The following is a 21,422-nucleotide window of genomic DNA, read 5'->3' on the forward strand; positions in this document are numbered from 1 at the left end:
GAACTAGGGGTAATAAGACGTGAATCAGTCGATTGTTTCAAGTACGGCACCAATCACTTTGATCGGTGGTGCGGACCCTGCAGCAGATGTTCTTACCGTCGCGTTAAAATGGGGCAAAACCGTGGCATGTGCCGATGGTGGGGCCAATCATGCGCTGTGGGCGGAACTTAATCCTGTTGCGGTTATCGGCGACATGGATTCGATATCGGATGCTGCGCGTGACGCCTACAGCGACGTGTTACACCCGATCACAGAACAAGACAGCACGGATTTTGACAAGGCGCTGCGCCACATCAATGCGCCGTTGATTCTAGGTGTCGGGTTTAGTGGTGCGCGGCTTGATCACGAATTGGGGTCGATGACGGTTCTGGTGCGCCACCCTGATCGGCGCTGCATTCTGATTGGCGGTGATACGATCACTCTGTTGTGCCCGCCCAAGATCACGCTTGATTTGCCGATGGGCAGTGCTGTGTCGCTTTATCCAATGGCAGACGTGGGCTGTGACAGCGCCGGATTGCGTTGGCCCACCACCGGATTACGATTTGCGCCAGACAGTAGGGTCGGCACCTTGAACAAGGTCGATGGCATGGTGACGCTGCGCCCCGATGCGCCGAAGATGCTGTTGATCCTGCCCCGCGCGGCGTTGGACGTTACGATAGCGGCGCTATTGCAGGACGACGCGAGATGGCCCGTTCGCGCATGATGATATAAAGCCCTGCGGCAATTGTTATGCAGATGCCCACGGCGGCCAGTCCATTGGGTAAGTCGTAAAAGATCCAATATCCAATCACTGTGCCAATCGGAATTTCGAGGTATTGCATTGGCGCGAGGGTGGTAGACGGGGCGAAGCGCAGCGACCACGTCATCAGCAGATGTGCGACTGTTCCCATGCATCCTAGGATCGCGAGGAGCAGCCATGCGTTCTCGGGGATCGACTTGATCGCCAAAAGCAGCGTTTCTGGAAACAAGATCATCGCCAGCCCGACGGCAGGCACGGCCATTACACCGGACAGGGCCTGCAATCCGATGGGGTCGACGTCTTTGGCGATGGCCCGTGTGACCAACATGAACAGCGCAAAGACCACGGCGACACCAACGGGCAGCAGGGCGGGCAGGCCGACTTGTACAAAGTTTGGCTGAACTACAAGCAACGTGCCGACAAACCCGACAGCGCAGGCCGCAAGACGGTGCGGACCGACGTCTTCGTTCAGATACACTTTGCCAAGCAGCAACATAATAAACGGCATGACGAACGCGATAGCAATGGCATCGGCGAGTTCGAGGTATTGCAGTGATGAAAACATCAATGTGATCCCCACGATGTGCAGTACAGTGCGAATGGCCGTCAGTCGGATCAACCGCGCACCCTGTGGCATCGGATATTTCAGCAGCCAGACCAACGGCAGCAGCAGTGCGGCCTGCACCGTGAACCGCACCAGCACCAGAAACCCGACCGACATATCGGTGCCCAACACTTTGACCATGGCATCGCCAAGCGGGGCCAGCACGCAAAATCCGAGCATGAGCAGGATGCCAAGGAAAGGACGATCAATCATCGGCTTACGCTAGGGGGATGCAGGGGCTGCGTCTAGATCGGCGCATGTGGCCGTGTCGTAATGCGCGATGTGACCCGTTCGCGGTGGATCATATAAAGCCCCGCACCCATGATGAGAACAATCCCTGCCAGCGCCACGGCATTGGGGAACTGCGAAAACACCAACAAACCCAGCACCGTAGCCACCGGAATTTCGAGGTATTGCATCGGCGCCAAAGTCGATGACGGCGCGAGGGTCAGCCCGTAGGTCATCATCATATGACTGACGGTGGCAAAGAACCCGACGCCGAGCAGCCAGATCCAATAAATGCCTTGCGGCCAGACCGGATCAAGCGCGGCAACACCGGTTCCATTTGCGATCCAAACGACGGGCACGCACATCAGCGTCGCAATCAAGCCCGTGTGAAACTGCATCATCACCGGATGCAGCTGCCCGCGTAGCCCACGCGTTACCAATACATAACCCGCAAAACACACAGCCGTCCCAAGCGGGTACAGCGCGACGGCCCCGAAAGTGGCAAACGACGGCTGGATCACCAGAACGACGCCGAGGAACCCAACGGCTGCGGCGGCGACGCGGCGCGGGCCGACGTCTTCGCCAAAGGCATACTTACCGACCAGCATGACGATGAACGGTTCGATAAACACAATCGCCAGTGCATCCGCCAGCGGCATGACCCGAATGGCGGAGATGAAAAAGAACGTCGACAACATCAACAGGGTCGCCCGCACAGTCAGCAATCCCAGCCGCCCGTTAAATTTAAACGACAGGCCCATGGCCAAACAGAATGGCAACATCAACCCGACCTGCACCAAGAACCGCGCCGCGGTGATTTGCCCGACTGGAATAATGTCGGACGCAAGCTTGGCCGCGACATCTAACAGGGGTGCTGTCAGGCAAAAGCCGATCATCAGGGCGACACCCAGCATGATGCGGTCGGTGGTAGTCTCGGCTGAGATGGACTGAACTTTCATGGATTGCGCTTAGCGGTGTGACGGCCCCGCGTCAGGTCTAAAACCGACACTTGGGCTTAAATCAGGGCGGCTGAACAAAGCGCGTTTAGTCCAGCGGCGCGTTCAGGGTTGTTTGTTTGGTGATGATACCGCCGCGATTGCCGATCTCAATCGAGCCATAGCGTTCGGCAAACACGTCAGGCAGCGCGCGATCATTTGGCATCGACAGCCACAGCCGCAACAAATGACGGCGTTTGTCGGGGTCGGGCCAGTCGGTGAACGCCGTGCGGTCGTGTAACTGACTGTGGTTATACACGAACTGCATATCGCCAGGTTGCAGCTGCATCGACACGTGCAGGTCCGGATCGTTGGCAAGACTGTCAAAAAGATCAAGCGCCTCGATATGTCGATCCGTCAATCGCGGCGCATCCGCGAAGCGCTGGGCACTTTCAATATATTGGCGCTGATAAAACACCGTCAGATTGCCAGTGTGCCAGTTCAGGACCGGAATGCGCATGAAGGGTTCTGCGCCGTCGGGAATTTCACCACGGCGGTCGGTCGCAATCGGGTCAAACAACAGCGCCAGGAGGTCAGGGCGCTGGGCGGCCATGCGGTTGGCGATGGTTTGCGCGCTGACCAACAAAGACATGCCGCCGATTTGGGCCTCGCGCAGACACAATAGCCCAACCACATCGGCACTGTCGGTGTGAAACGTCTGGCGTTCAGCGGTCTGGTAAATGCGCGTCGTCGGATCGTTTGCATCAACTCCGATGTTGCGCACATGGCCAAGACTATGTCCGGCCGCGTTTTGGGATCGCGCGTGGCCAAGATGCGCCCCGATGCCGCAAAAGATCGTCGCAGCGGTTTCTTGCGTATAGGTCGCGACGGGAAGACCGCGCAGAACCTCAAACCCGCATCCCTGCAGCAGGGTGCGCGACAGGTTTTTGAGGTGTGTGGCAAAGGTCGGCAACGGGAACGTACCCGCCGTGATCTCCCCGACATCGCGACCTTGTGAGAGGTAGTGTGCAGCGGCTGTTTCAAGTTCGCGGATTTGAACGGGCGTGAGGTCGATCAGCCAGTCGGCTTCACGGGCGGCGATATCGCGGCCAAGCCAAGCAGCAGGGCCAATGAACGGAGTGGGGAGGGGGTGTGTCATGCTGGCTAAACAGGTAGCCTAGAGTTGACACGCATTAAACCATTTCTTTCGCTGGACACGGATCACTTCGCCGGATCGGCCAATTACGTCTGATCCAGATTTGAAGGTGAATCTGGCGTATTTTCTGCAGCCCAAGGTGCGACAAGGCGGGGTTTCGATGTGATCCGCTTTGTTGGATGACGGGACTCATAAGATTGCAGCCAATCTGCTTTGCTTGCGCGTTTCACCATGCCGCCAAGCGCAACAGCGCTTCAAATCTAACGATTTCATGTTTTTTGTGGCTCTTTTCCGCTTTGTTGAGTTATTCTAGGATTTCAAATAGAACATAGATTGATTATCTGGGATGGATGATTGTCTAATTTTGAGTTTGAAGTATTCGGTATCCCTGATGCCCCTGGCTCGTTTGCGGATCATTCCTATACTGACATTACCAGCCTCTATCCTGGCGCTTGTCAGCTTGTGTTTCGCGTAGTTGCATATGCCCACACAATGTTTTCTTAGGGATTTTGCGAACTTTTTCAGATAGAGCATGTGTGACTGATCTGCGATCAGGCACCAATTTTCCAGTTGCTCTGACATCCCCTCAAATGATGGGGCGCTCCACAGAGCCTGAAGCTGTTCTTTTAAGACGTAAAGCGTATTCAGGTTGCTATTGCTCTCCAGCAACGTTTGCAGCTTGTTACTTTGTTTTTCATTCAACTTATCCGCATTTTTGAGCAACAGATAATGCGTGCCCTTCATCAACTCTTTACCACTTTGATCGGCCTTCCTGAACTCAAGGCGACGCTGATTATGGATAGCCTTGCTGTAGTTTTTCATGACGTGGAAACGGTCAAATACGATGTCGGCCATCGGCAAGGACTCCCTGACAGCCTTTTGGTAGGCAGGCCCCATATCCATCGACACGGCCTTTATTTTATGGGCTGTATCTGGCCGCAGCTGTTTCAAAAACCTTGAAAAAACTTCGGCAGTTCGACCGGCTTCCACCCAGATCAGATGCCCTCCGACCATATCGTAGACCACCGTCATATAGTCATGACCTTTCGCCCGGGCCACTTCATCGACACCAATGTATTCCAAGCCAGCAAGCTGTGCGGGATCAAGCGCAGGGAGCGTTTCCATCAGGTATGCCTTGTCGATATTCTTTACCGTCTCCCATCGTATACCTAAATGCCTGGAGACAGCCAGAATGGATAAATGACGGCACAATCCACTGATAAGATGGCAAAATCGATGGGTGAAACGGCACCCTTTATCAACAAAAGGACACGCCTCAATGCGGCGCTCACCCTTGCTAATAAAAACCTGCGCTAGCTCAATCTCAATCACACAAGGATACCCAAAAAACGGGATGTCGTTTACTTGTCGGCGAATATGTTGGTTGATGCTACCCTTCTTGCCGGTTGCAGGGTCTATAGCGCTCCTGCGGGCATCCCGACTGCACTGAACAATAACCTTCGCACCGTCTTCAGCCAGCTCAATTTCATTTACACGTTGCCCCTTCAGGCGTAAAATATGTTGCGAGATGTCGATGGTCATATACCTGCCCTATGAAAAGTTGTCAGAAACCTAACATATCAACAGGTTACTTGATGGTCGGCATCTTTTCTTACTCAACAAAGCGGAGAAGAGCCTTTTTTGTGTTATGGTTCTCCTGCCAAAGCCGATCGGCCTTGGCTTTTAATAGGTAGGTGAGGATTTAAAATGTTTGCTCGTGTGACACACTATAAGATGAAGCCTGGTTCAAAAGACGCCACAACCGCGATCATGAATTCGCTGAAAAGCGAGATCATGGGCATGCCCGGAATTCATAATTTCATCAATGTCGCGAATGACGATGGCAGCGGCTACGTTATCTCAGTGGTTGAAAGTGAGGCGACTTCGAACGCAAATGCCGTGAAAGTGGCGGAGCTTTGGGGCGCATTTTCCGACCACATGGAGGCCGCCCCTACAGCTGTAGGTTATGACGTCGTTGCGAATTGGAAGAATTAATTATACTCTCGCGCCTGAATTGACCTGAGGTTTTCCCCTCAAATCACTTTGTATTCCTTGAGCGATATGACGCGGAAGTTGTCGGTGACGGTGTCGCGGAACTCTGGCCATTTTTCTCGCAGGGTCTTGCGGAAGAAGTCGAAAATGGCCTCTGTGAATTGGTTGAACGTTGCATAGTGCCGATTGTGGGTGACCCATTTGTGCATAACACCCCAAAGACGCTCGATCGGGTTGAGGTGCGGGGCATATGCTGGCAAGAAATGCAACTTCACCCGACGTTCTGGGCTGTCCAGCCATGGCTGTAGTATCTTGGCATGATGATAGCGGGCATTGTCGACAAAGACGTGGATGGCCGTCTTGGTTTGGTTGTTGCGTTCCAACTTTTCCAGCATCTGTCGGGTTGTCTGGGCATTGATCTTCTCGCCTTCCACAAAGGTGAACTGGAAAGTCTCAAGGTCAAGCGCGCCCTGAATGTTGAGCCGCTTGCGCCCTGATGTCGCCTTCAGGGCCGTCTTTTGTCCCTTGGGGAACCAACCATGGGCGGGGCGGCTCTGGTGTTCGGGGTGGACAGCGTCCGAAAAGACAACCATCTCATCTGCGGCCAACCCGTTCATCAGGGCCTCATATTTGGCAATAAACGCAGCCTGCTTGGCTTCATCGGCCTGTGCAGGCAGCAATTGTGGTTTCTTATACGCGAACCCCAGGCGGCGCATCAGCTTGGCGGCTCCCGACGTGCTGTAGTTTTGGTCGCACTCGGCTAGAACATAGGCACAGACCTCATCGGCATTGCGGGCAGGCTGCGCGGTGAAATGGGCTCTCACCGCCTGCTCTTGCACGACGGACAAATGACCCTGACGCTGGCTGTAGTCCTTCAGACCGAAAAACGATAGTCCCGCACCGGCAAAGGCAAATCGCCACTCCGTCAAAACTGTCGGGCCAATATCCAAAATCCGGCAAACCGTTCCGGCGTCTTCTCCTGCGTCCAAAAGAAGAAACGCGCGCGCCCGTTTCCAAACAAGGGCGTCAACTTTGCGGCGGCGGCAAAGCGCTTCAAGTGATATGCGCTGCTCGTCGGATAAGGAGACTGTTTTGTATTGCTTGCTCATAAACTCAAAATACAGACTGAACCGCCTTTGGCCATGCGACGAAGTGAATCGCAGGCCCAAAATCGTCAGGTCAATTCAGGCGCAGGAGTATAGACTCACTATTCGCTCAATGCTGTGGGTTGCATGACCCGCGTTAAAAAACGTCGAGTTGGAGGAACGCCTTGTAGTTCAAAGGCGCTCCTCCGTTTTTATCTGTAACACCTAAATGTATCAACAGTTCGGCACGTTCACAGCCAAGCCACCGAGCGCTGTTTCTTTATATTTATCAGACATATCAACCCCCGTTTGACGCATGGTTTCAATTGCGGCGTCCAGCGGCACAAGATGCGTTCCGTCGCCACGCAGGGCGAGGGATGCGGCAGACACGGCCTTAATCGCGCCGAGGCCATTGCGTTCGATGCAGGGCACCTGAACCAGCCCGCGCACCGGATCGCAGGTCATCCCGAGGTGGTGTTCCAGCGCAATTTCGGCGGCGTTTTCGATCTGTTCGGGTGTGCCACCCAAGACGGCACACAGACCCGCCGCAGCCATCGCAGCCGCACTACCGACTTCGGCCTGACAGCCGGCTTCGGCGCCCGAGATCGAGGCATTGAATTTCACCAAGCCGCCAATCGCCGCCGCCGTCAGCAAAAAGTCTGCGATCTTGCCAGCCGATGCGCTGGGCACGTGGTCCAAGTAATAACGGATTGCCGCAGGAACTACGCCTGCCGCGCCATTGGTGGGGGCCGTGACGACCTGCCCACCGGCGGCGTTTTCTTCGTTCACAGCCATGGCATAGGCCGACATCCAGTCGTTGATTGTGTGGGGTGCGGTTTGGTTGAGGCTAGCCTCGGCCAAGAGCGCCTCGTGGATGCCTTTGGCACGGCGTTTGACGAACAATCCACCGGGTAAAATACCATCCGTCACCAGCCCGCGATCAATGCAGTCGTTCATCACCTGCCAAAGACGGTTCAGGCCTGTGTCGAGGTCGGCGTGACTGATCCGGCTCAGTTCATTTTCGCGCTTCATGTCCGCGATGCTCAGCCCACTTTCTGCTGCCATATCAAGCATTTCAGCGGCACTTTTGAACGGGAAGGGCACAGGTGGGCCGTCCTGTTTGTCGGCCCCTGAGGCGAGTTCATCAGCCGTCAAAACAAAGCCGCCGCCGATGGAATAATAAGTCACCTGCGTCACCACATCGCCCTGTGCGTCGCATCCTTTGAGGATCATACCGTTGGCGTGGCCTGTGAGCGCGGGGCCATAATCAAATTCAAGATGCTCTTTGGGGCGAAACGTCAGGCGTGGCAGACCGTCCGGTTCGACCCAGCCTTCCGCCGTGATCCGCGCCATTTCCGCGTCCGCTTTGTCGCGGTCGTAATCATCGGCGCGAAATCCGGCGAGGCCTAGGACTGTGGCGCGGTCTGTGGAATGCCCGACGCCGGTAAACGCCAGTGATCCGTGCAGCGATGCCTTGAGGCCTGCGACCTTAAACGGTTGGGCGCGCAGGTGATCAAGGAAGCGCGCGGCGGCGACCATTGGGCCAATAGTATGGGATGATGACGGGCCAATGCCCACTTTGAACATATCGAAGACGGAGAGGAACATGTGCGGCAGACCTTGATGATTTCCCCATTATCCTAGGGGTTTCGCGGCGATTGTCCCATTGGAAAACGACGCATCGACAGGCGTTTGCGGGGGGCTACAGCAAATGTTAACGCAGGGGTCGCGCCATGGCAAAGGCCGTTCTATAAGGGCTTGATCATCGATTCATCTTGCAGGAGCCACGCCTATGTCGTTCGAACTGTCCCCAATCGACAAAGCCAAATTCGTCGCCGCCAAACAAGCGACCCAATATGTGCAAGATGGGATGAAAGTCGGCCTTGGAACCGGATCAACCGCCGCGTGGCTGGTTAAGTGTTTGGGCGAGATGGTTGAAAAAGAAGGATTGAAAATCAAGGGTGTACCGACATCAACACGCACCGCAGAACTGGCGCGCGATGTCGGGATTGAGGTCATTTCACTGGACGAAGCCAAGTGGTTGGATCTGACAATTGACGGCACCGATGAATACGATGGTAACCTGAATTTGATCAAAGGTGGCGGTGGGGCGCTGTTGCAAGAAAAGATTGTAGCCACCGCAAGTGATCAAATGATCGTCATCGCAGATGCGTCTAAGCATGTGGAAACATTGGGACATTTTCCGCTACCGATTGAAGTTATTCCGTTCGGCTGGCAGACCACGAAGACCTTGGTGGAGGAAACGCTGATCGGCTTGGACGTGCTGGGGCGTCAGGTGTCGCTGCGGATGAACGGCGATGCGCCCTATTACACCGATGAGGGCAATCATATCCTTGATTTGCACCTGAACCGGATTGGAAATGCACGGCAATTTTCTCTTGTTATCAATCAGATACCGGGTGTTGTGGAAAACGGACTGTTCATTGATATCTGTGATATTGTCGTCATCGGCTACGGCGATGGCCGCGTTGAGGTGCGCGATATCAACGCCGGATCAGTCGAGGAAAGCCGCATCGATTTCGTTGAGGCGGACAACCTGTTTGCGGATCTCAACGACTAATCGTGACGCATGGATAGCGGGCCAAGTTAAGGGCAAAACAGGCAGTTTTAACGGTTTTGTACAAAACTTTGCCGCCCTGTTGCATGGTTTGTACAAGATTCAGAGGTTAAGAACTCGCTAACGCTCGCGGCTGCGTGACTGGTCATCGCTTCGATGCTGTGGTTTATCCGAAGTCGAAAAACCAATCCCAGTTCTGACCCCCGCTGAAAGGCCAAAACCATGTCCGATTTTGACTACGATCTTTTCGTTATTGGTGGCGGATCCGGCGGCGTTCGCGCGGCGCGGGTTGCGTCCGCGACGGGTGCCACCGTCGGTCTGGCCGAAGAATTCCGCATGGGCGGGACCTGCGTGATCCGCGGCTGCGTTCCCAAGAAATTGATGGTCTTCGCATCCGAGTACCAAGAGATGTTCGCGGATGCCCGCGCCTATGGCTGGGACGTACAAGACGGCACGTTCAACTGGCCGACGTTTCGCACCAATCTGGACGCGGAACTGGACCGGCTGGAAGCGGTTTATCGCAAAATGCTGGCGGGATCGGATGTGACTGTCCATGACGCACGCGCAACCGTGACAGGCGCCCAAGAAGTGACGCTGGCGGATGGCACGACATTTAGCACCAAGCACATTTTGGTGGCGACAGGCGGGCGGCCGGTTTTGCCGGATATGAAGAATGCCGATCTGGGTATTACCAGCAACGACATCTTTTTGTTGCCGGACCTGCCGAAGAAAATCCTGATCGTTGGCGGTGGTTATATTGCCAGCGAGTTTGCCTGCATTCTCAACGGGCTTGGCGTTGACGTGACGCAGTTTTATCGCGGTGCGCAAATCCTGCGCGGCTTTGATGATGAAGCGCGTGGGCTGGTGTCCGAGATGATGATCGAAAAGGGCGTTAATTTGCATCTGGGCACCAACGTGCTTGAGATGGAAAAGCATGAGGACGGCATTTGGGTCAAATGTTCAAATGGGTCTGAAAAGGTCTATGATCAGGTCATGTTCGCCACGGGGCGCACGCCCAATACAGACGGGCTGGGGCTTGAGGCTGTCGGCGTTGATATCGGGCGCAGGAACGAGGTTGTCGTTGATGACTACAGCCAGACCAAGGTGCCAAGCATTTATGCGATTGGCGATGTCACCAACCGTGTTCAGCTGACGCCAGTGGCGATTCGCGAAGGCATGGCGTTCGTCGAGACAGTGTTCAAAGGCAATCCAACAAAGGTCGATCATGCACTGATCCCGTCGGCGATTTTCACCCAACCAGAAATGGGCACCGTCGGCTTGAGCGAAGAAGACGCCCGCGAACAAGAGACGATTGAGGTTTACGCCACATCGTTTCGCCCGATGCAAACCGCCTTTGCAAACCGCCCCGACCGCGTGTTGATGAAGCTGGTGGTGTCCAAAGCCACGCGAAAGGTGTTAGGATGCCATATCGTCAGCCCCCACGCGGGCGAGATGATCCAGCTTGCAGGGATTGCGATCAAGATGGGCGCTACAAAGGAGCAATTTGATGCGACCTGTGCTGTGCACCCGACAATTTCCGAAGAACTGGTGACGATGCGCGATCCGGTCAGAACTGCATGAATGTAGCGCTTGAATAATTGGCCCAAAGGCCCACTTATCATGCAGGAATAACCACACGACATGTTTGGCTCCCATGCGAGGGGGTTGATTGCGAAAACCGCCCCTCTGGGGACGACTACTAAAACCGCCCCTCTGGGGCGAGAAAAAAGGAAGACAGGCTTAATGGCTGGAAATAATGGCGGCCCCTGGGGGGGCGGAGGCGATGATGGTGACGATGACGACCGTTCGCGCCCGAATGGAAATGGTGATCGCAATGGCGGACGCCGCCCGAGCAACGAACCACAGATCCCCGAGTTTGATGAAATCATCAACAAAACCAAAGAGCAGCTGCGCGTCTTGATGGGCGGCCGCAATCGCGTTGGCGGCGGTGGCGGCAACGGTGGTGGGGCCCCTGGCCCACAAATCACCCGCGGAATGGTTGGACTTGGCCTTTTGGCCGCCGTTGCGGTGTGGCTGTTTACAAGCGTTTATACGGTGCGGCCCGAGCAAAGATCGGTTGAACTTTTCTTGGGTGAATTTTCTGCCATTGGCGAGTCTGGTCTGAACTTTGCGCCTTGGCCGATCGTCACCTATGAGATCGTCAATGTGTCGCAGGAACGCGTCATCGAGATTGGCGAAGAAGAAGTGCCCGCCCAATTGAGCGATAGCCGCGCCGTCCAATCCCAGCTTGAAGCCGATATCGGTCTGATGCTGACGGGCGACGAAAACATCGTCGACATTGATTTTCAGGTGGTCTGGAACATTCCCGAGCCCGACAAGTTCCTGTTTAACCTTGCTGATCCGGAAACCACGATTACCGCCGTGGCTGAATCTGCTATGCGCGAAATTATCGCAACGTCCGAGCTGGCAAGCCTGAACCGCGAACGTGCGGTCATCCGTGAACGCCTGCAAGAACTGACGCAAAGCACGCTGAACAGCTACGACAGTGGCGTGAATATTGTGCGGATCAACCTCGACGAGGCCGATCCACCCGCAACCCAAGTTCAGGTTGTCGATATTGATGGCAACGAGCGCCTGACATCGCCTCTGGACGCTTTCCGCGACGTGCAAGACGCCGAGCAGGAACGCATCCAGCTTCAAAACCAAGCCGACGCCTATGCCAACCGTGTCACGGCTGGTGCCCGTGGTAATGCGGCCCAGATCATCGAGGGTGCAGAAGGTTACCGCGCCCGCGTGGTGAACGAAGCCGAAGGTGAAGCGAGCCGTTTCCTGGCTGTTCTGAACGAATACTCCAAGGCCCCGGAAGTGACGCGTCAGCGTCTGTATCTGGAAACGGCCGAAAGCGTCTTTGGCAGTGCAGACATCATTCTACTGGACGACAATGCAGGCGGCGGCGTTGTGCCATACCTGCCACTTGATGAAGTCCGTCGACCGACAACGACACAGGGGAGCAACTAAATGAATAAGTCAGTCTTTATTCTGCCAGTCATCGTAGTTGTGATTGCGGCAATCATGAGTTCGCTTTTCATCGTGGATGAACGTGAAAAGGCGCTTGTCTTGCGCTTTGGTCGGGTTGTTCAGGTTCAGGAAGATCCAGGCATCGGGTTCCGTGTGCCCTTTATTGATCAGGTTGTGACCTATGATGATCGGATCATTTCCATCGACATGGAAGCGCAAGAAGTCATTCCCGACGATGACCGTCGTTTGATCATTGACGCCTTTGCGCGCTACCGTATTTCGGATGTTGTGCAGTTTCGTCAAGCGACAGGTGCCGGTGGCGAACAAGCCAAAGCCGTGGCCGATCGTCGTCTTGAGGATATCTTGCGCGCCGCAACCCGCGAAGTTTTGGGTTCGGTCAGTTCCGGTGACATTTTGTCAACGGACCGGACCGCGCTGATGCTGCGGATCCGCAATGGGTCGTTCTCTGAAGCGAGTTCGCTGGGTTTGACGCTGATCGACGTGCGCTTGAAACGCACTGATTTGCCGACTGAAAACCTTGCTGAAACGTTCCGCCGCATGGTGTCGGAACGCGAACGTGAAGCAGAAGACGAACGCGCCCGTGGTCGTGAAGCGGCCCAGCGTATTCGCGCACAAGCGGATCGTACGGTGATCGAATTGGTGTCGGACGCAGGACGTCTGGCGCGGATCGCCGAGGGTGAAGCGGACGCACAACGCAACGCGATTTTTGCCGAAGCCTATGGGCAAGACCCTGAATTCTTCCAGTTCTACCGCTCACTTGAAGCATATGGCAAAGCTATTGGGACCGGCAACGCACGTCTGGTTCTGAGCCCTGACCACGAGTTCTTTGACTATCTGAGGAACGAGAACGGCACGGCTGCTGGTGAGTAAGTGATGCCATTGGAGCGATAAAATGGGAATTGCAATTCTGGCTCTCGGGCTGGTTTTGATTGTGGAGGGGCTGGTGTACGCACTGGCCCCTTCGCTTGTTGAAGACCTGCTGGCGGCTTTGCGCGACCTGCCGCTGGAAACACGGCGCATGGTAGGGCTGGCGGCATTGGCGGTGGGCATGTTGCTGGTCTGGGTTGCGGCAAACCTCGGCGTGTTGGGCTAGGCCACTTGTGGCCGCATCTGCGGCGCGACGGCTTCGCCGACTTTGCGCGCAAGATCATAGCTGAGCATCGCATCGATTGCCAACTTGAACCGCGGGTTTCGGGCGATGTTTTGGCGCATGTCATCGACATGCCAGCGCAAGACCTCAGCGCCAGCTGCAATGGTCGTCGTCGCCACACTTGGGCGCTGCAAAAGGTAGGCCACTTCGCCAACAAACACCCCGTCCGGCAGAGCAAACTGCGCGCCGCGTTTGCGGACTTTGGCGTTGCCAGACAGGATGAAATACAAACATTTCACCGGATCGCCTTCGGTTGTTACGGTCTGATCGGTGTCCAATATCGCACGGTTGGAATGTTTCATCACCAGTCGGAAATCACCGGGCGAAAGCATGGAAAACATTGGGTAAATGTCGGTGTGCTCTGCGGGCAGTGAAATCCTGAACCGTCGCAGCGTCAGGACTGCCATTCCGATCAGATTTGTCAACATCAACCCCATCGATGTATAGATCACCCCGTAAAGCGGAACGGCCGCAACGGTGGCATAATAGGCGACATAAAAGCTTGAGCCGATGAACATCATCATCCGCAGTTGCATTTGATTGATCAGCAAATAGCCCAATGCAGACGCGCCTGCCGCGCAGGCAATCAGGACGTTTGGTGTAAAGAAATCCGTCATTTTGTATGGTCCCCAAAACCAAGATTTTTGGGAGAATGGCAGAGAAAGTTGATTTTTTGCAAGGGTTTATTGATCCCTGCACGTTCAGGGAGAGTTCACGGGTGGGTGAGCAGTCTGTGTTTGGCGTTGCGCTGGCGCACGCCACGCCTACATTCATTGCTAACGACTGTTCGCAGTTGATGTATTTGAAGCCCCTAAAAGGAGATGCCCCGTGATAACACATGTGAGATCCCACGTGAGAACCCCTTCGGTCACACCGCCACATGCCATCGCGGCTGCGCCCACCAAGGCGGCGCGCCAGACTTGGATCGCGGCCTTGATGGTTGGCCTTGCACTGTCCTTGGTTACAGTCGTGGGGGCTGATGCCCAAGACCGCCCCGCGTCATTTGCGGATTTGGCCGAAGCGATCAGCCCCGCCGTGGTTAACATCACCACAAGCACGATGATTGCGGGCCGCACAGGGCCGCAGGGCATTGTGCCTGATGGTTCCCCGTTTGAGGATTTCTTTGATGAGTTTGGCCAAGATGGCCCGCGTCGGTCGTCCGCGCTGGGGTCGGGATTTGTGATTTCCGCTGATGGCTACATCGTCACCAACAACCACGTCATTGAAGGCGCCGACGAGATCGAGATCGAATTTTTTCCAGGTGCAGATCAGCCGGCTAAACTATTGCCAGCGGTCCTTGTTGGCACCGATCCGAACACCGACATCGCGCTGTTGAAGGTTGAGTACGACACGCCGCTAAGCTTTGTGAGCTTTGGCGACAGCAACGGCCCCGGAGCGCGGGTTGGCGATTGGGTCATGGCGATGGGCAACCCGTTGGGGCAGGGGTTTTCGGTGTCTGCCGGTATTATTTCTGCGCGCAATCGGTCCTTGCAGGGCACATATGACGACTACATCCAGACTGACGCCGCCATTAACCGTGGCAATTCCGGTGGGCCGTTGTTCAACATGAATGGTGACGTGATTGGCGTGAACACCGCCATTCTGTCGCCCAATGGTGGGTCCATCGGCATCGGTTTTGCCATGTCGTCCGATGTCGTTTCCAACGTCATTGACCAGCTCGAAGAGTTTGGTGAAACGCGGCGTGGTTGGCTGGGTGTGCGCATTCAGGATGTCACGGTTGATATGATTGATGCGATTGACGGGCTGCAAGACGCACGCGGCGCGATGGTCACGGATGTGCCTGCTGGCCCTGCCGAAGACGCAGGAATGGAGTCGGGCGACATCATTTTGTTGTTTGATGGCATCGCGATTGAGGACACCCGTGAGTTGGTGCAAATCGTCGGCAATTCACCGGTCGGCAAAGAAGTGCCCGTTGAAATCTTGCGCAATGGTGACATGGTCGATTTGACCGTCGTGCTGGGGCGTCGTGAAACCGCAGAAACGGAGGCGTTCCCCGAAGACGGTGACACGCCGGATGAGGACACGCCGATCACGTCCAACATGCTGGGCATGACCCTGTCCGAAATCACGCCGGAGATGGAAGAAAGTCTTGGCGTTGAGGCGGCCAGTGGGCTGGTTATCGTCGAGGTTGAGGCCGACAGCGAAGCCGAAACCAAGGGCTTGTTGGCGGGTGATCTGATCACCGAAGCGGGTCAGCAAAAGATCGCCAGCATCGCCGATTTCGAGGCGCGGGTAGAAGAAGCACAAGAGGCGGGGCGCAAGTCCTTGCTGCTGCTGGTTCGGCGCGACGGCGCACCACGGTTTGTAGCGATTGCGCTAGAGTAAGAGCTTAGGTGATATGGGGAGGGGGCGTTCCGGTTGGGGCGCCCTTTTTCGTTTGCGGTGGGGGTTGGCGTGCAATTGAGGCCAACAGTGCAATCCCTTGCAGTAATCGCAAAATGCTGCAAATTTGCGAGAAGAAACAAGGTTGGAGCACCCGAATGCCAGACGTTGCGCGAACTGCCTCTCAAATGATTTCAGGGATGACGCCGGTTTTGCAGCCCGGCAATTTCGTGTTTATCACGACACAGGATCGCGATCTTGTTGCCGCGCTGTTTTCACAAGCCATTTCAATTTTCAGGGAAGATGAGGGCGTGTCGATGCTGATCCCGATCGAGTTGGCGGAAAAATCAAGGCTCAACGTGGATCAGCCGATGCGGTGTATAACGCTCAACGTTTATTCCTCGCTCGAAGGTGTCGGGCTGACTGCGGCTGTGTCCAGCGCGCTTGGGGACAATGGAAACCCCTGCAACATGGTTGCTGCGTTTCACCACGATCACGTTTTTTTGCCGTCGGGACTGTGTGACCGCGCAATGGAGGTTTTAACTGCTTTGCAGCACGAGACCGCCGAACAGGGCGGTTAGCATTGGTGATTGGCGCATAAATTCTGCACGTCGCGGACTGTCTACTTTGCTGGAACTGCGGCTGTTGCCTCGGACCCGCGTAGCAGTTAATCTAAACCCATGAAACATGTTCCAAAAGACACCACCGACGACGCGCTTATTCAGGAATACCTGAATAAGGGCGGCAAAGTCAGCAAGGGCAAAACCAAACCGCTGAACCCGAGTCTTGGGTTGAGCAAGAATGTTTGGAACCAGACGCTGACCAAAGAAGAAAAAGCCGCGCGCGACAAGAAGTGATCGTGCGGTCAGGGCCTGGGGTTTCGGGGTCGCACTGCGCGCGCGCAGACAAGCCTATTATCTTAATGATATTTTTTGCGGCTGCTTGACTGCGCTAAGGTGTGTCGCGTGGCTGGGCCACGAGGCCAAGGGTGCGCGCGGTTTGCAGCGTCAGCGTGCTGGTCTGCACGTCGCCTTGTGCGGTCTGGAACCGTTCGATTGCAGTTGCGGTGCGCCCGTCAACGCGCCCGTTAATGGCGCCGTTGTAATAGCCACGCGCGATCAGGGCGCGTTGAACCGACGCGATAAGCTGCGGGGTCATGACGGCGGCGCAAGGCGTTTCAAATTCAACTTCGCGGCGTTCACGCATGATTTGCTGACGTGTCACCGTGCGAAACGCCGCAGGGCTTTGCACGGTGCCGTCGCTGCGCACGGAGGCCGGTTGCACCATGACCTGTTCGGTGACGGTTTCAATAATGGCCGGCGTGGTCGTGCGGGCAAAACAGGTGCCGAGTGAGGTGTCCACCATCACGGGGTCGGCCAACGGGCCGATGGGATCGCCGCCCGCGCGCATCACTTGCGGGGCGTCCATGCAGGCCGTCAAAACCAACAAGCCGACCCCGAACAGGGGGGCCGCCAGCGCGCCGTGCGTGGTCCGTTTGTGAGGCATCGTCATCTGCTCATCCTCAGGCTCTGATGGCCCGTTTGTTAGCGTTTCATACAACATAGGGGCGCACAGACAAAGGCTGCATCGGCGGTGTCGGTGAAATCGGCAGCAGATGGTGTCGTTTGCGTGCCATGTTTGATGCATTTTGCGGCGCAAAAGGGGTGGCAGGGCCGTGTTGCGCACCCTATCTACCACCTAACAGTTTAATTGGAAAAGGGCCGACGCAATGGCAAAGATCACCTACATCGAACATGGCGGAAAAGAACATATCGTGGAGGTCGCCAACGGGCTGACAGTCATGGAAGGTGCGCGCGACAACGGCATTCCAGGGATTGAGGCTGATTGCGGCGGTGCGTGCGCCTGTTCCACCTGCCATGTTTACATCGATGCGGCTTGGGCAGACAAGGTTCCGGCCAAGGACGCGATGGAGGAAGACATGCTCGATTTCGCCTATGAGCCTGATCCGGCGCGGTCGCGTTTGACCTGCCAGTTGAAGGTCACGGATGCGCTGGATGGATTGATTGTCCAGATGCCCGAGAAACAAATCTAGCATGGTTTCCCAAAGGGCACCGCGTCTGGCGTCACGGCTGTTGCAGTGTCTTGCGCGCGGTGTGTTGGGCGCTGTGTGTGTGGGGTTGGCGGGGGCTGCTTTGGCTGACGTCGTCGCTGATGAGATTGCAGGGGCAGGTTTTCGGGGTGAAACCGATGCGTACCAGCATTGTATCTTGGGCGATTGCATTGAATGGTCGGCGTTAGAGATTGTCGGTCGTGCAACTGACGGTGCGCTGACATCGCGGGTCTTTGAAGCCGGAGCGGGATTTGTGTTCGAAGACACCGGCGCGCGGTTTTGGGACGTAACGGGGGATGGTCAGTTCGAGGTCGTGGTGATCCTGACCAGCCTGACCTTGGGCGCCTCTTTGGCTGTTTATGATGCCGATGGCCTAATCGCCCAGACACCGCATATCGGCCAGACGCACCGTTGGCTCGCGCCTGTGGGCGCGGCGGATTTTGATGGGGATGGGCGCATTGAAGTGGCGTTTGTGGATCGCCCGCATCTGGCCAAGACATTGCGGGTGTTTGAGTGGGACGGCGTGGAGTTGGTTCTGGACGCCGAGCTTGGCGGTTTGACCAATCACCGCATCGGGGAAATTTATGGCTCTTCTCCGCTTTGTTGAGTTATTCTAGGATTTCAAATAGAACATAGATTGATTATCTGGGATGGATGATTGTCTAATTTTGAGTTTGAAGTATTCGGTATCCCTGATGCCCCTGGCTCGTTTGCGGATCATTCCTATACTGACATTACCAGCCTCTATCCTGGCGCTTGTCAGCTTGTGTTTCGCGTAGTTGCATATGCCCACACAATGTTTTCTTAGGGATTTTGCGAACTTTTTCAGATAGAGCATGTGTGACTGATCTGCGATCAGGCACCAATTTTCCAGTTGCTCTGACATCCCCTCAAATGATGGGGCGCTCCACAGAGCCTGAAGCTGTTCTTTTAAGACGTAAAGCGTATTCAGGTTGCTATTGCTCTCCAGCAACGTTTGCAGCTTGTTACTTTGTTTTTCATTCAACTTATCCGCATTTTTGAGCAACAGATAATGCGTACCCTTCATCAACTCTTTACCACTTTGATCGGCCTTCCGAGCTATGACTGAATCTGGTGTTTGAGTGGTTTGAAGGTTGGCGGCGTATCTGGTTGAATTGTTGTTGGAAGACAGCAGCCCAACCAAAGGAGATACACCACCATGGGAACTACTAACATTGTTGATTTTGCGCGTCGAGACGAGATGACGGACGCGTTGACGGAGTTGCTGAAAACGGGAGCACAACAATTGATCGCGACAGCAGTTGAGGCTGAGCTTGTCAGTTATTTGGCGCAATTTACCGGCTTACGCACCGATGCCGGTCACGCGGCAGTCGTGCGTAATGGACATCATCCGGCCCGCCCGTTTCAAACGGGCATTGGCCCTGTGAGCGTGCGCATTCCAAAGGTTCGGTCCAAGGACGGCACACCGGTGACATTCCGGTCTGCCCTGGTGCCGCCCTATGTGCGCCGCACGAAGACGCTGGAAGCGGCCTTGCCATGGCTTTACCTCAAAGGGATCTCCAGCGGCGAGATGGCTCCCGCCCTCAAGGTTCTTCTGGGCCCAGATGCCGTTGGCTTGTCGGCTAATACGGTTTCGCGTTTAAAACGCGATTGGGCCAATGAATACGAGGCTTGGAAAGGCGCTGAGTTAGATGACGAGCCCATCGTCTATATCTGGGCCGACGGCGTTCACAGCGGCCTTCGGGGCGAGGATGACAAGCTCTGTGCCCTTGTTATTATTGGGGTAACTGCCCGTGGCAAGAAGCGATTTCTGGCAATTGAGGATGGGGTGCGCGAGTCCACGCAGAGCTGGCGCGAGGTTCTGCTTAACCTCAAAAGCTGAGGCATGAATGCGCCCAAACTGGCCATCGGGGACGGTGCCATGGGGTTTTGGGCGGCCATGGACGAAGTCTATCCTGAGACCCGCCATCAACGCTGTTGGCAACACAAAACGATGAACGTGCTCAATTGTTTACCCAAGCTGTCTCAGCCAAAAGCCAAGGCCGCGCTGCACGACATCTAGCAGGCCGAGACCAAAGTCGATGCAGAAAAGGCGTTCGATCTGTTCATCAAAACCTACGAACCCAAATACCCCAAGGCCACACTATGCCTGCAAAAAGATCGTGAGGAACTCATGGCATTCTTCGACTTCCCGGCGCAGCATTGGCAAAGCATCCGCACTAGCAATCCAATTGAATCGGCCTTCGCGACGATCCGGCATCGTACCAAGCGTTCAAAGGGCTGCCTGTCACGCGATGGCATGCTGCACATGATGTTCAAACTGGGGCAATGTGCTGAGCAAAATTGGAGGAAGCTACGCGGCTTTGACTACCTCGCAAAAGTCATCACAGGCGTCACGTTCAAAGACGGAATCGAAACCACAAACCCCGACCAGATCACCGCATGACCAACAATACTCAAACACCAGATTTGACAATAACTCCGGCCTTCCTGAACTCAAGGCGACGCTGATTATGGATAGCCTTGCTGTAGTTTTTCATGACGTGGAAACGGTCAAATACGATGTCGGCCATCGGCAAGGACTCCCTGACAGCCTTTTGGTAGGCAGGCCCCATATCCATCGACACGGCCTTTATTTTATGGGCTGTATCTGGCCGCAGCTGTTTCAAAAACCTTGAAAAAACTTCGGCAGTTCGACCGGCTTCCACCCAGATCAGATGCCCTCCGACCATATCGTAGACCACCGTCATATAGTCATGACCTTTCGCCCGGGCCACTTCATCGACACCAATGTATTCCAAGCCAGCAAGCTGTGCGGGATCAAGCGCAGGAAGCGTTTCCATCAGGTATGCCTTGTCGATATTCTTTACCGTCTCCCATCGTATACCTAAATGCCTGGAGACAGCCAGAATGGATAAATGACGGCACAATCCACTGATAAGATGGCAAAATCGATGGGTGAAACGGCACCCTTTATCAACAAAAGGACACGCCTCAATGCGGCGCTCACCCTTGCTAATAAAAACCTGCGCTAGCTCAATCTCAATCACACAAGGATACCCAAAAAACGGGATGTCGTTTACTTGTCGGCGAATATGTTGGTTGATGCTACCCTTCTTGCCGGTTGCAGGGTCTATAGCGCTCCTGCGGGCATCCCGACTGCACTGAACAATAACCTTCGCACCGTCTTCAGCCAGCTCAATTTCATTTACACGTTGCCCCTTCAGGCGTAAAAGATGTTGCGAGATGTCGATGGTCATATACCTGCCCTATGAAAAGTTGTCAGAAACCTAACATATCAACAGGTTACTTGATGGTCGGCATCTTTTCTTACTCAACAAAGCGGAGAAGAGCCAAATTTATATCTCAAGCGGCGTGCGCGACTGTGGCGCGGGGCCGGAGTTGGTCACGGCGGACAGCGATTGGTCGGACCTGATGCTGACGCGGATGGACGATGGGGCTTTGGCTGCGCGGTCTTTGGGGGGGTATACGCCTGAGCGACTGGCCGCGGCGCTGGACTGCGAAATCTAGGAGCCTCCGGCGGGGATATTTTTAAAGC

At 55.3% G+C, this 21,422-nt stretch carries 21 protein-coding genes and 3 pseudogenes; 14 read left to right on the plus strand and 10 right to left on the minus strand.

Annotation, left to right across the window (positions count from 1 at the left end):
* The first annotated feature begins 19 nt into the window (after positions 1-19).
* Positions 20-703, plus strand: a complete 684-nt coding sequence (locus OA238_RS03905) for a thiamine diphosphokinase (RefSeq protein ID WP_015494168.1) — start codon at positions 20-22, stop codon at positions 701-703.
* Here OA238_RS03905 and OA238_RS03910 read toward each other — a convergent pair.
* From OA238_RS03910 to OA238_RS03925, 4 genes are all read right to left on the minus strand, one after another.
* Positions 651-1,556, minus strand: a complete 906-nt coding sequence (locus OA238_RS03910; RefSeq protein ID WP_015494169.1) for a DMT family transporter — start codon at positions 1,554-1,556, stop codon at positions 651-653. The two genes, OA238_RS03905 and OA238_RS03910, sit on opposite strands and share 53 nt — an antisense overlap.
* A 32-nt stretch (positions 1,557-1,588) precedes the next feature.
* Positions 1,589-2,530, minus strand: a complete 942-nt coding sequence (locus OA238_RS03915) for a DMT family transporter (RefSeq protein ID WP_015494170.1) — start codon at positions 2,528-2,530, stop codon at positions 1,589-1,591.
* Between the two features lie 85 nt (positions 2,531-2,615).
* Positions 2,616-3,665: a TauD/TfdA family dioxygenase gene (locus OA238_RS03920; protein ID WP_015494171.1), complete on the minus strand. Its 1,050-nt coding sequence runs from the start codon at positions 3,663-3,665 to the stop codon at positions 2,616-2,618.
* A gap of 306 nt (positions 3,666-3,971) precedes the next feature.
* Positions 3,972-5,204, minus strand: coding sequence for an ISL3 family transposase (locus OA238_RS03925; protein ID WP_015493537.1), 1,233 nt, complete (start codon positions 5,202-5,204; stop codon positions 3,972-3,974).
* A gap of 192 nt (positions 5,205-5,396) precedes the next feature.
* Here OA238_RS03925 and OA238_RS03930 point away from each other — a divergent pair, with 192 nt between their 5' ends.
* Positions 5,397-5,657 (plus strand): hypothetical protein, encoded by a 261-nt coding sequence (locus tag OA238_RS03930; protein ID WP_245581436.1) that lies wholly within the window; start codon positions 5,397-5,399, stop codon positions 5,655-5,657.
* Between the two features lie 38 nt (positions 5,658-5,695).
* Here the strand turns inward: OA238_RS03930 and OA238_RS03935 are convergent, their stop codons facing one another.
* Entirely contained in the window at positions 5,696-6,763 is a 1,068-nt protein-coding gene (locus tag OA238_RS03935; RefSeq protein WP_015494172.1) for an IS630 family transposase, read from the minus strand.
* Between the two features lie 210 nt (positions 6,764-6,973).
* Positions 6,974-8,347 (minus strand): L-serine ammonia-lyase, encoded by a 1,374-nt coding sequence (locus OA238_RS03940; RefSeq protein ID WP_015494173.1) that lies wholly within the window; start codon positions 8,345-8,347, stop codon positions 6,974-6,976.
* A 184-nt stretch (positions 8,348-8,531) separates the two neighbouring features.
* On the opposite strand from OA238_RS03940, the gene rpiA reads away from it, so the two are divergent.
* The 5 genes from rpiA to OA238_RS03965 all read left to right on the plus strand — a co-directional run bounded on the left by rpiA (position 8,532) and on the right by OA238_RS03965 (position 13,410).
* Positions 8,532-9,320, plus strand: coding sequence for a ribose-5-phosphate isomerase RpiA (rpiA, locus tag OA238_RS03945; protein WP_015494174.1), 789 nt, complete (start codon positions 8,532-8,534; stop codon positions 9,318-9,320).
* Between the two features lie 219 nt (positions 9,321-9,539).
* Positions 9,540-10,898 carry a glutathione-disulfide reductase gene (gor, locus tag OA238_RS03950; RefSeq protein WP_015494175.1) on the plus strand — a complete coding sequence of 453 codons (1,359 nt, stop codon included), beginning with the start codon at positions 9,540-9,542 and terminating at the stop codon, positions 10,896-10,898.
* A gap of 162 nt (positions 10,899-11,060) precedes the next feature.
* Positions 11,061-12,296, plus strand: a complete 1,236-nt coding sequence (gene hflK, locus OA238_RS03955; protein WP_015494176.1) for an FtsH protease activity modulator HflK — start codon at positions 11,061-11,063, stop codon at positions 12,294-12,296.
* Positions 12,297-13,187, plus strand: coding sequence for a protease modulator HflC (gene hflC / locus OA238_RS03960; protein ID WP_015494177.1), 891 nt, complete (start codon positions 12,297-12,299; stop codon positions 13,185-13,187).
* Positions 13,188-13,209: 22 nt separating this feature from the next.
* Positions 13,210-13,410 (plus strand): DUF2065 domain-containing protein, encoded by a 201-nt coding sequence (locus OA238_RS03965; protein WP_015494178.1) that lies wholly within the window; start codon positions 13,210-13,212, stop codon positions 13,408-13,410.
* Here the strand turns inward: OA238_RS03965 and OA238_RS03970 are convergent.
* Positions 13,407-14,084: a Crp/Fnr family transcriptional regulator gene (locus tag OA238_RS03970; RefSeq protein WP_015494179.1), complete on the minus strand. Its 678-nt coding sequence runs from the start codon at positions 14,082-14,084 to the stop codon at positions 13,407-13,409. The two genes, OA238_RS03965 and OA238_RS03970, sit on opposite strands and share 4 nt — an antisense overlap.
* 319 nt (positions 14,085-14,403) lie before the next feature.
* On the opposite strand from OA238_RS03970, the gene OA238_RS03980 reads away from it, so the two are divergent.
* The 3 genes from OA238_RS03980 to OA238_RS32500 all read left to right on the plus strand — a co-directional run bounded on the left by OA238_RS03980 (position 14,404) and on the right by OA238_RS32500 (position 16,667).
* Positions 14,404-15,813: a Do family serine endopeptidase gene (locus OA238_RS03980; RefSeq protein WP_144056005.1), complete on the plus strand. Its 1,410-nt coding sequence runs from the start codon at positions 14,404-14,406 to the stop codon at positions 15,811-15,813.
* Positions 15,814-15,968: 155 nt separating this feature from the next.
* Entirely contained in the window at positions 15,969-16,391 is a 423-nt protein-coding gene (locus OA238_RS03985) for an ACT domain-containing protein (RefSeq protein ID WP_015494181.1), read from the plus strand.
* Positions 16,392-16,490: 99 nt separating this feature from the next.
* Positions 16,491-16,667: a hypothetical protein gene (locus OA238_RS32500; RefSeq protein ID WP_015499340.1), complete on the plus strand. Its 177-nt coding sequence runs from the start codon at positions 16,491-16,493 to the stop codon at positions 16,665-16,667.
* 94 nt (positions 16,668-16,761) lie between these two features.
* Here the strand turns inward: OA238_RS32500 and OA238_RS03995 are convergent, their stop codons facing one another.
* Positions 16,762-17,322, minus strand: coding sequence for a peptidoglycan-binding domain-containing protein (locus tag OA238_RS03995; protein ID WP_044037878.1), 561 nt, complete (start codon positions 17,320-17,322; stop codon positions 16,762-16,764).
* Positions 17,323-17,539: 217 nt separating this feature from the next.
* Between OA238_RS03995 and OA238_RS04000 the strand changes: the two genes are divergently transcribed.
* A complete protein-coding gene (locus OA238_RS04000) occupies positions 17,540-17,863 on the plus strand; it encodes a 2Fe-2S iron-sulfur cluster-binding protein (RefSeq protein ID WP_015494183.1) in 324 nt (107 codons plus the stop codon).
* Position 17,864: 1 nt separating this feature from the next.
* A complete protein-coding gene (locus OA238_RS04005; RefSeq protein WP_015494184.1) occupies positions 17,865-18,488 on the plus strand; it encodes an FG-GAP repeat domain-containing protein in 624 nt (207 codons plus the stop codon).
* Positions 18,489-18,494: 6 nt separating this feature from the next.
* Here OA238_RS04005 and OA238_RS04010 read toward each other — a convergent pair.
* Positions 18,495-18,959 (minus strand): annotated as a pseudogene (locus OA238_RS04010) (ISL3 family transposase); the annotation flags it as partial.
* A gap of 102 nt (positions 18,960-19,061) precedes the next feature.
* Here OA238_RS04010 and OA238_RS04015 point away from each other — a divergent pair.
* Positions 19,062-20,309 (plus strand): annotated as a pseudogene (locus OA238_RS04015) (IS256-like element ISOan6 family transposase).
* Positions 20,310-20,346: 37 nt separating this feature from the next.
* Here the strand turns inward: OA238_RS04015 and OA238_RS29655 are convergent.
* A pseudogene (locus OA238_RS29655) lies at positions 20,347-21,123 on the minus strand (ISL3 family transposase); the annotation flags it as partial.
* A 115-nt stretch (positions 21,124-21,238) separates the two neighbouring features.
* Between OA238_RS29655 and OA238_RS31390 the strand changes: the two are divergent.
* Positions 21,239-21,394, plus strand: a complete 156-nt coding sequence (locus OA238_RS31390) for a hypothetical protein (RefSeq protein WP_187293144.1) — start codon at positions 21,239-21,241, stop codon at positions 21,392-21,394.
* Positions 21,395-21,422: the final 28 nt, after the last annotated feature.

The organism is Octadecabacter arcticus 238 (genome assembly GCF_000155735.2).
Taxonomy (GTDB): Bacteria; Pseudomonadota; Alphaproteobacteria; order Rhodobacterales; family Rhodobacteraceae; genus Octadecabacter; species Octadecabacter arcticus.

What these genes read in the sequence shown, in the direction of transcription:
- gor (WP_015494175.1), top strand. Translation starts at nt 9,540, where the DNA reads ATGTCCGATTTTGACTACGATCTTTTCGTTATTGGTGGCGGATCCGGC.
- rpiA (WP_015494174.1), top strand. Translation starts at nt 8,532, where the DNA reads ATGTCGTTCGAACTGTCCCCAATCGACAAAGCCAAATTCGTCGCCGCC.
- OA238_RS03925 (WP_015493537.1), bottom strand. Translation starts at nt 5,204, where the DNA reads ATGACCATCGACATCTCGCAACATATTTTACGCCTGAAGGGGCAACGT.
- OA238_RS03940 (WP_015494173.1), bottom strand. Translation starts at nt 8,347, where the DNA reads ATGTTCCTCTCCGTCTTCGATATGTTCAAAGTGGGCATTGGCCCGTCA.
- hflK (WP_015494176.1), top strand. Translation starts at nt 11,061, where the DNA reads ATGGCTGGAAATAATGGCGGCCCCTGGGGGGGCGGAGGCGATGATGGT.
- OA238_RS04000 (WP_015494183.1), top strand. Translation starts at nt 17,540, where the DNA reads ATGGCAAAGATCACCTACATCGAACATGGCGGAAAAGAACATATCGTG.
- OA238_RS03915 (WP_015494170.1), bottom strand. Translation starts at nt 2,530, where the DNA reads ATGAAAGTTCAGTCCATCTCAGCCGAGACTACCACCGACCGCATCATG.
- OA238_RS03965 (WP_015494178.1), top strand. Translation starts at nt 13,210, where the DNA reads ATGGGAATTGCAATTCTGGCTCTCGGGCTGGTTTTGATTGTGGAGGGG.
- OA238_RS32500 (WP_015499340.1), top strand. Translation starts at nt 16,491, where the DNA reads ATGAAACATGTTCCAAAAGACACCACCGACGACGCGCTTATTCAGGAA.
- OA238_RS03930 (WP_245581436.1), top strand. Translation starts at nt 5,397, where the DNA reads ATGAAGCCTGGTTCAAAAGACGCCACAACCGCGATCATGAATTCGCTG.
- OA238_RS03995 (WP_044037878.1), bottom strand. Translation starts at nt 17,322, where the DNA reads ATGACGATGCCTCACAAACGGACCACGCACGGCGCGCTGGCGGCCCCC.
- hflC (WP_015494177.1), top strand. Translation starts at nt 12,297, where the DNA reads ATGAATAAGTCAGTCTTTATTCTGCCAGTCATCGTAGTTGTGATTGCG.
- OA238_RS04005 (WP_015494184.1), top strand. Translation starts at nt 17,865, where the DNA reads ATGGTTTCCCAAAGGGCACCGCGTCTGGCGTCACGGCTGTTGCAGTGT.
- OA238_RS03935 (WP_015494172.1), bottom strand. Translation starts at nt 6,763, where the DNA reads ATGAGCAAGCAATACAAAACAGTCTCCTTATCCGACGAGCAGCGCATA.
- OA238_RS03980 (WP_144056005.1), top strand. Translation starts at nt 14,404, where the DNA reads ATGGTTGGCCTTGCACTGTCCTTGGTTACAGTCGTGGGGGCTGATGCC.
- OA238_RS03920 (WP_015494171.1), bottom strand. Translation starts at nt 3,665, where the DNA reads ATGACACACCCCCTCCCCACTCCGTTCATTGGCCCTGCTGCTTGGCTT.
- OA238_RS03985 (WP_015494181.1), top strand. Translation starts at nt 15,969, where the DNA reads ATGCCAGACGTTGCGCGAACTGCCTCTCAAATGATTTCAGGGATGACG.
- OA238_RS03910 (WP_015494169.1), bottom strand. Translation starts at nt 1,556, where the DNA reads ATGATTGATCGTCCTTTCCTTGGCATCCTGCTCATGCTCGGATTTTGC.
- OA238_RS03970 (WP_015494179.1), bottom strand. Translation starts at nt 14,084, where the DNA reads ATGACGGATTTCTTTACACCAAACGTCCTGATTGCCTGCGCGGCAGGC.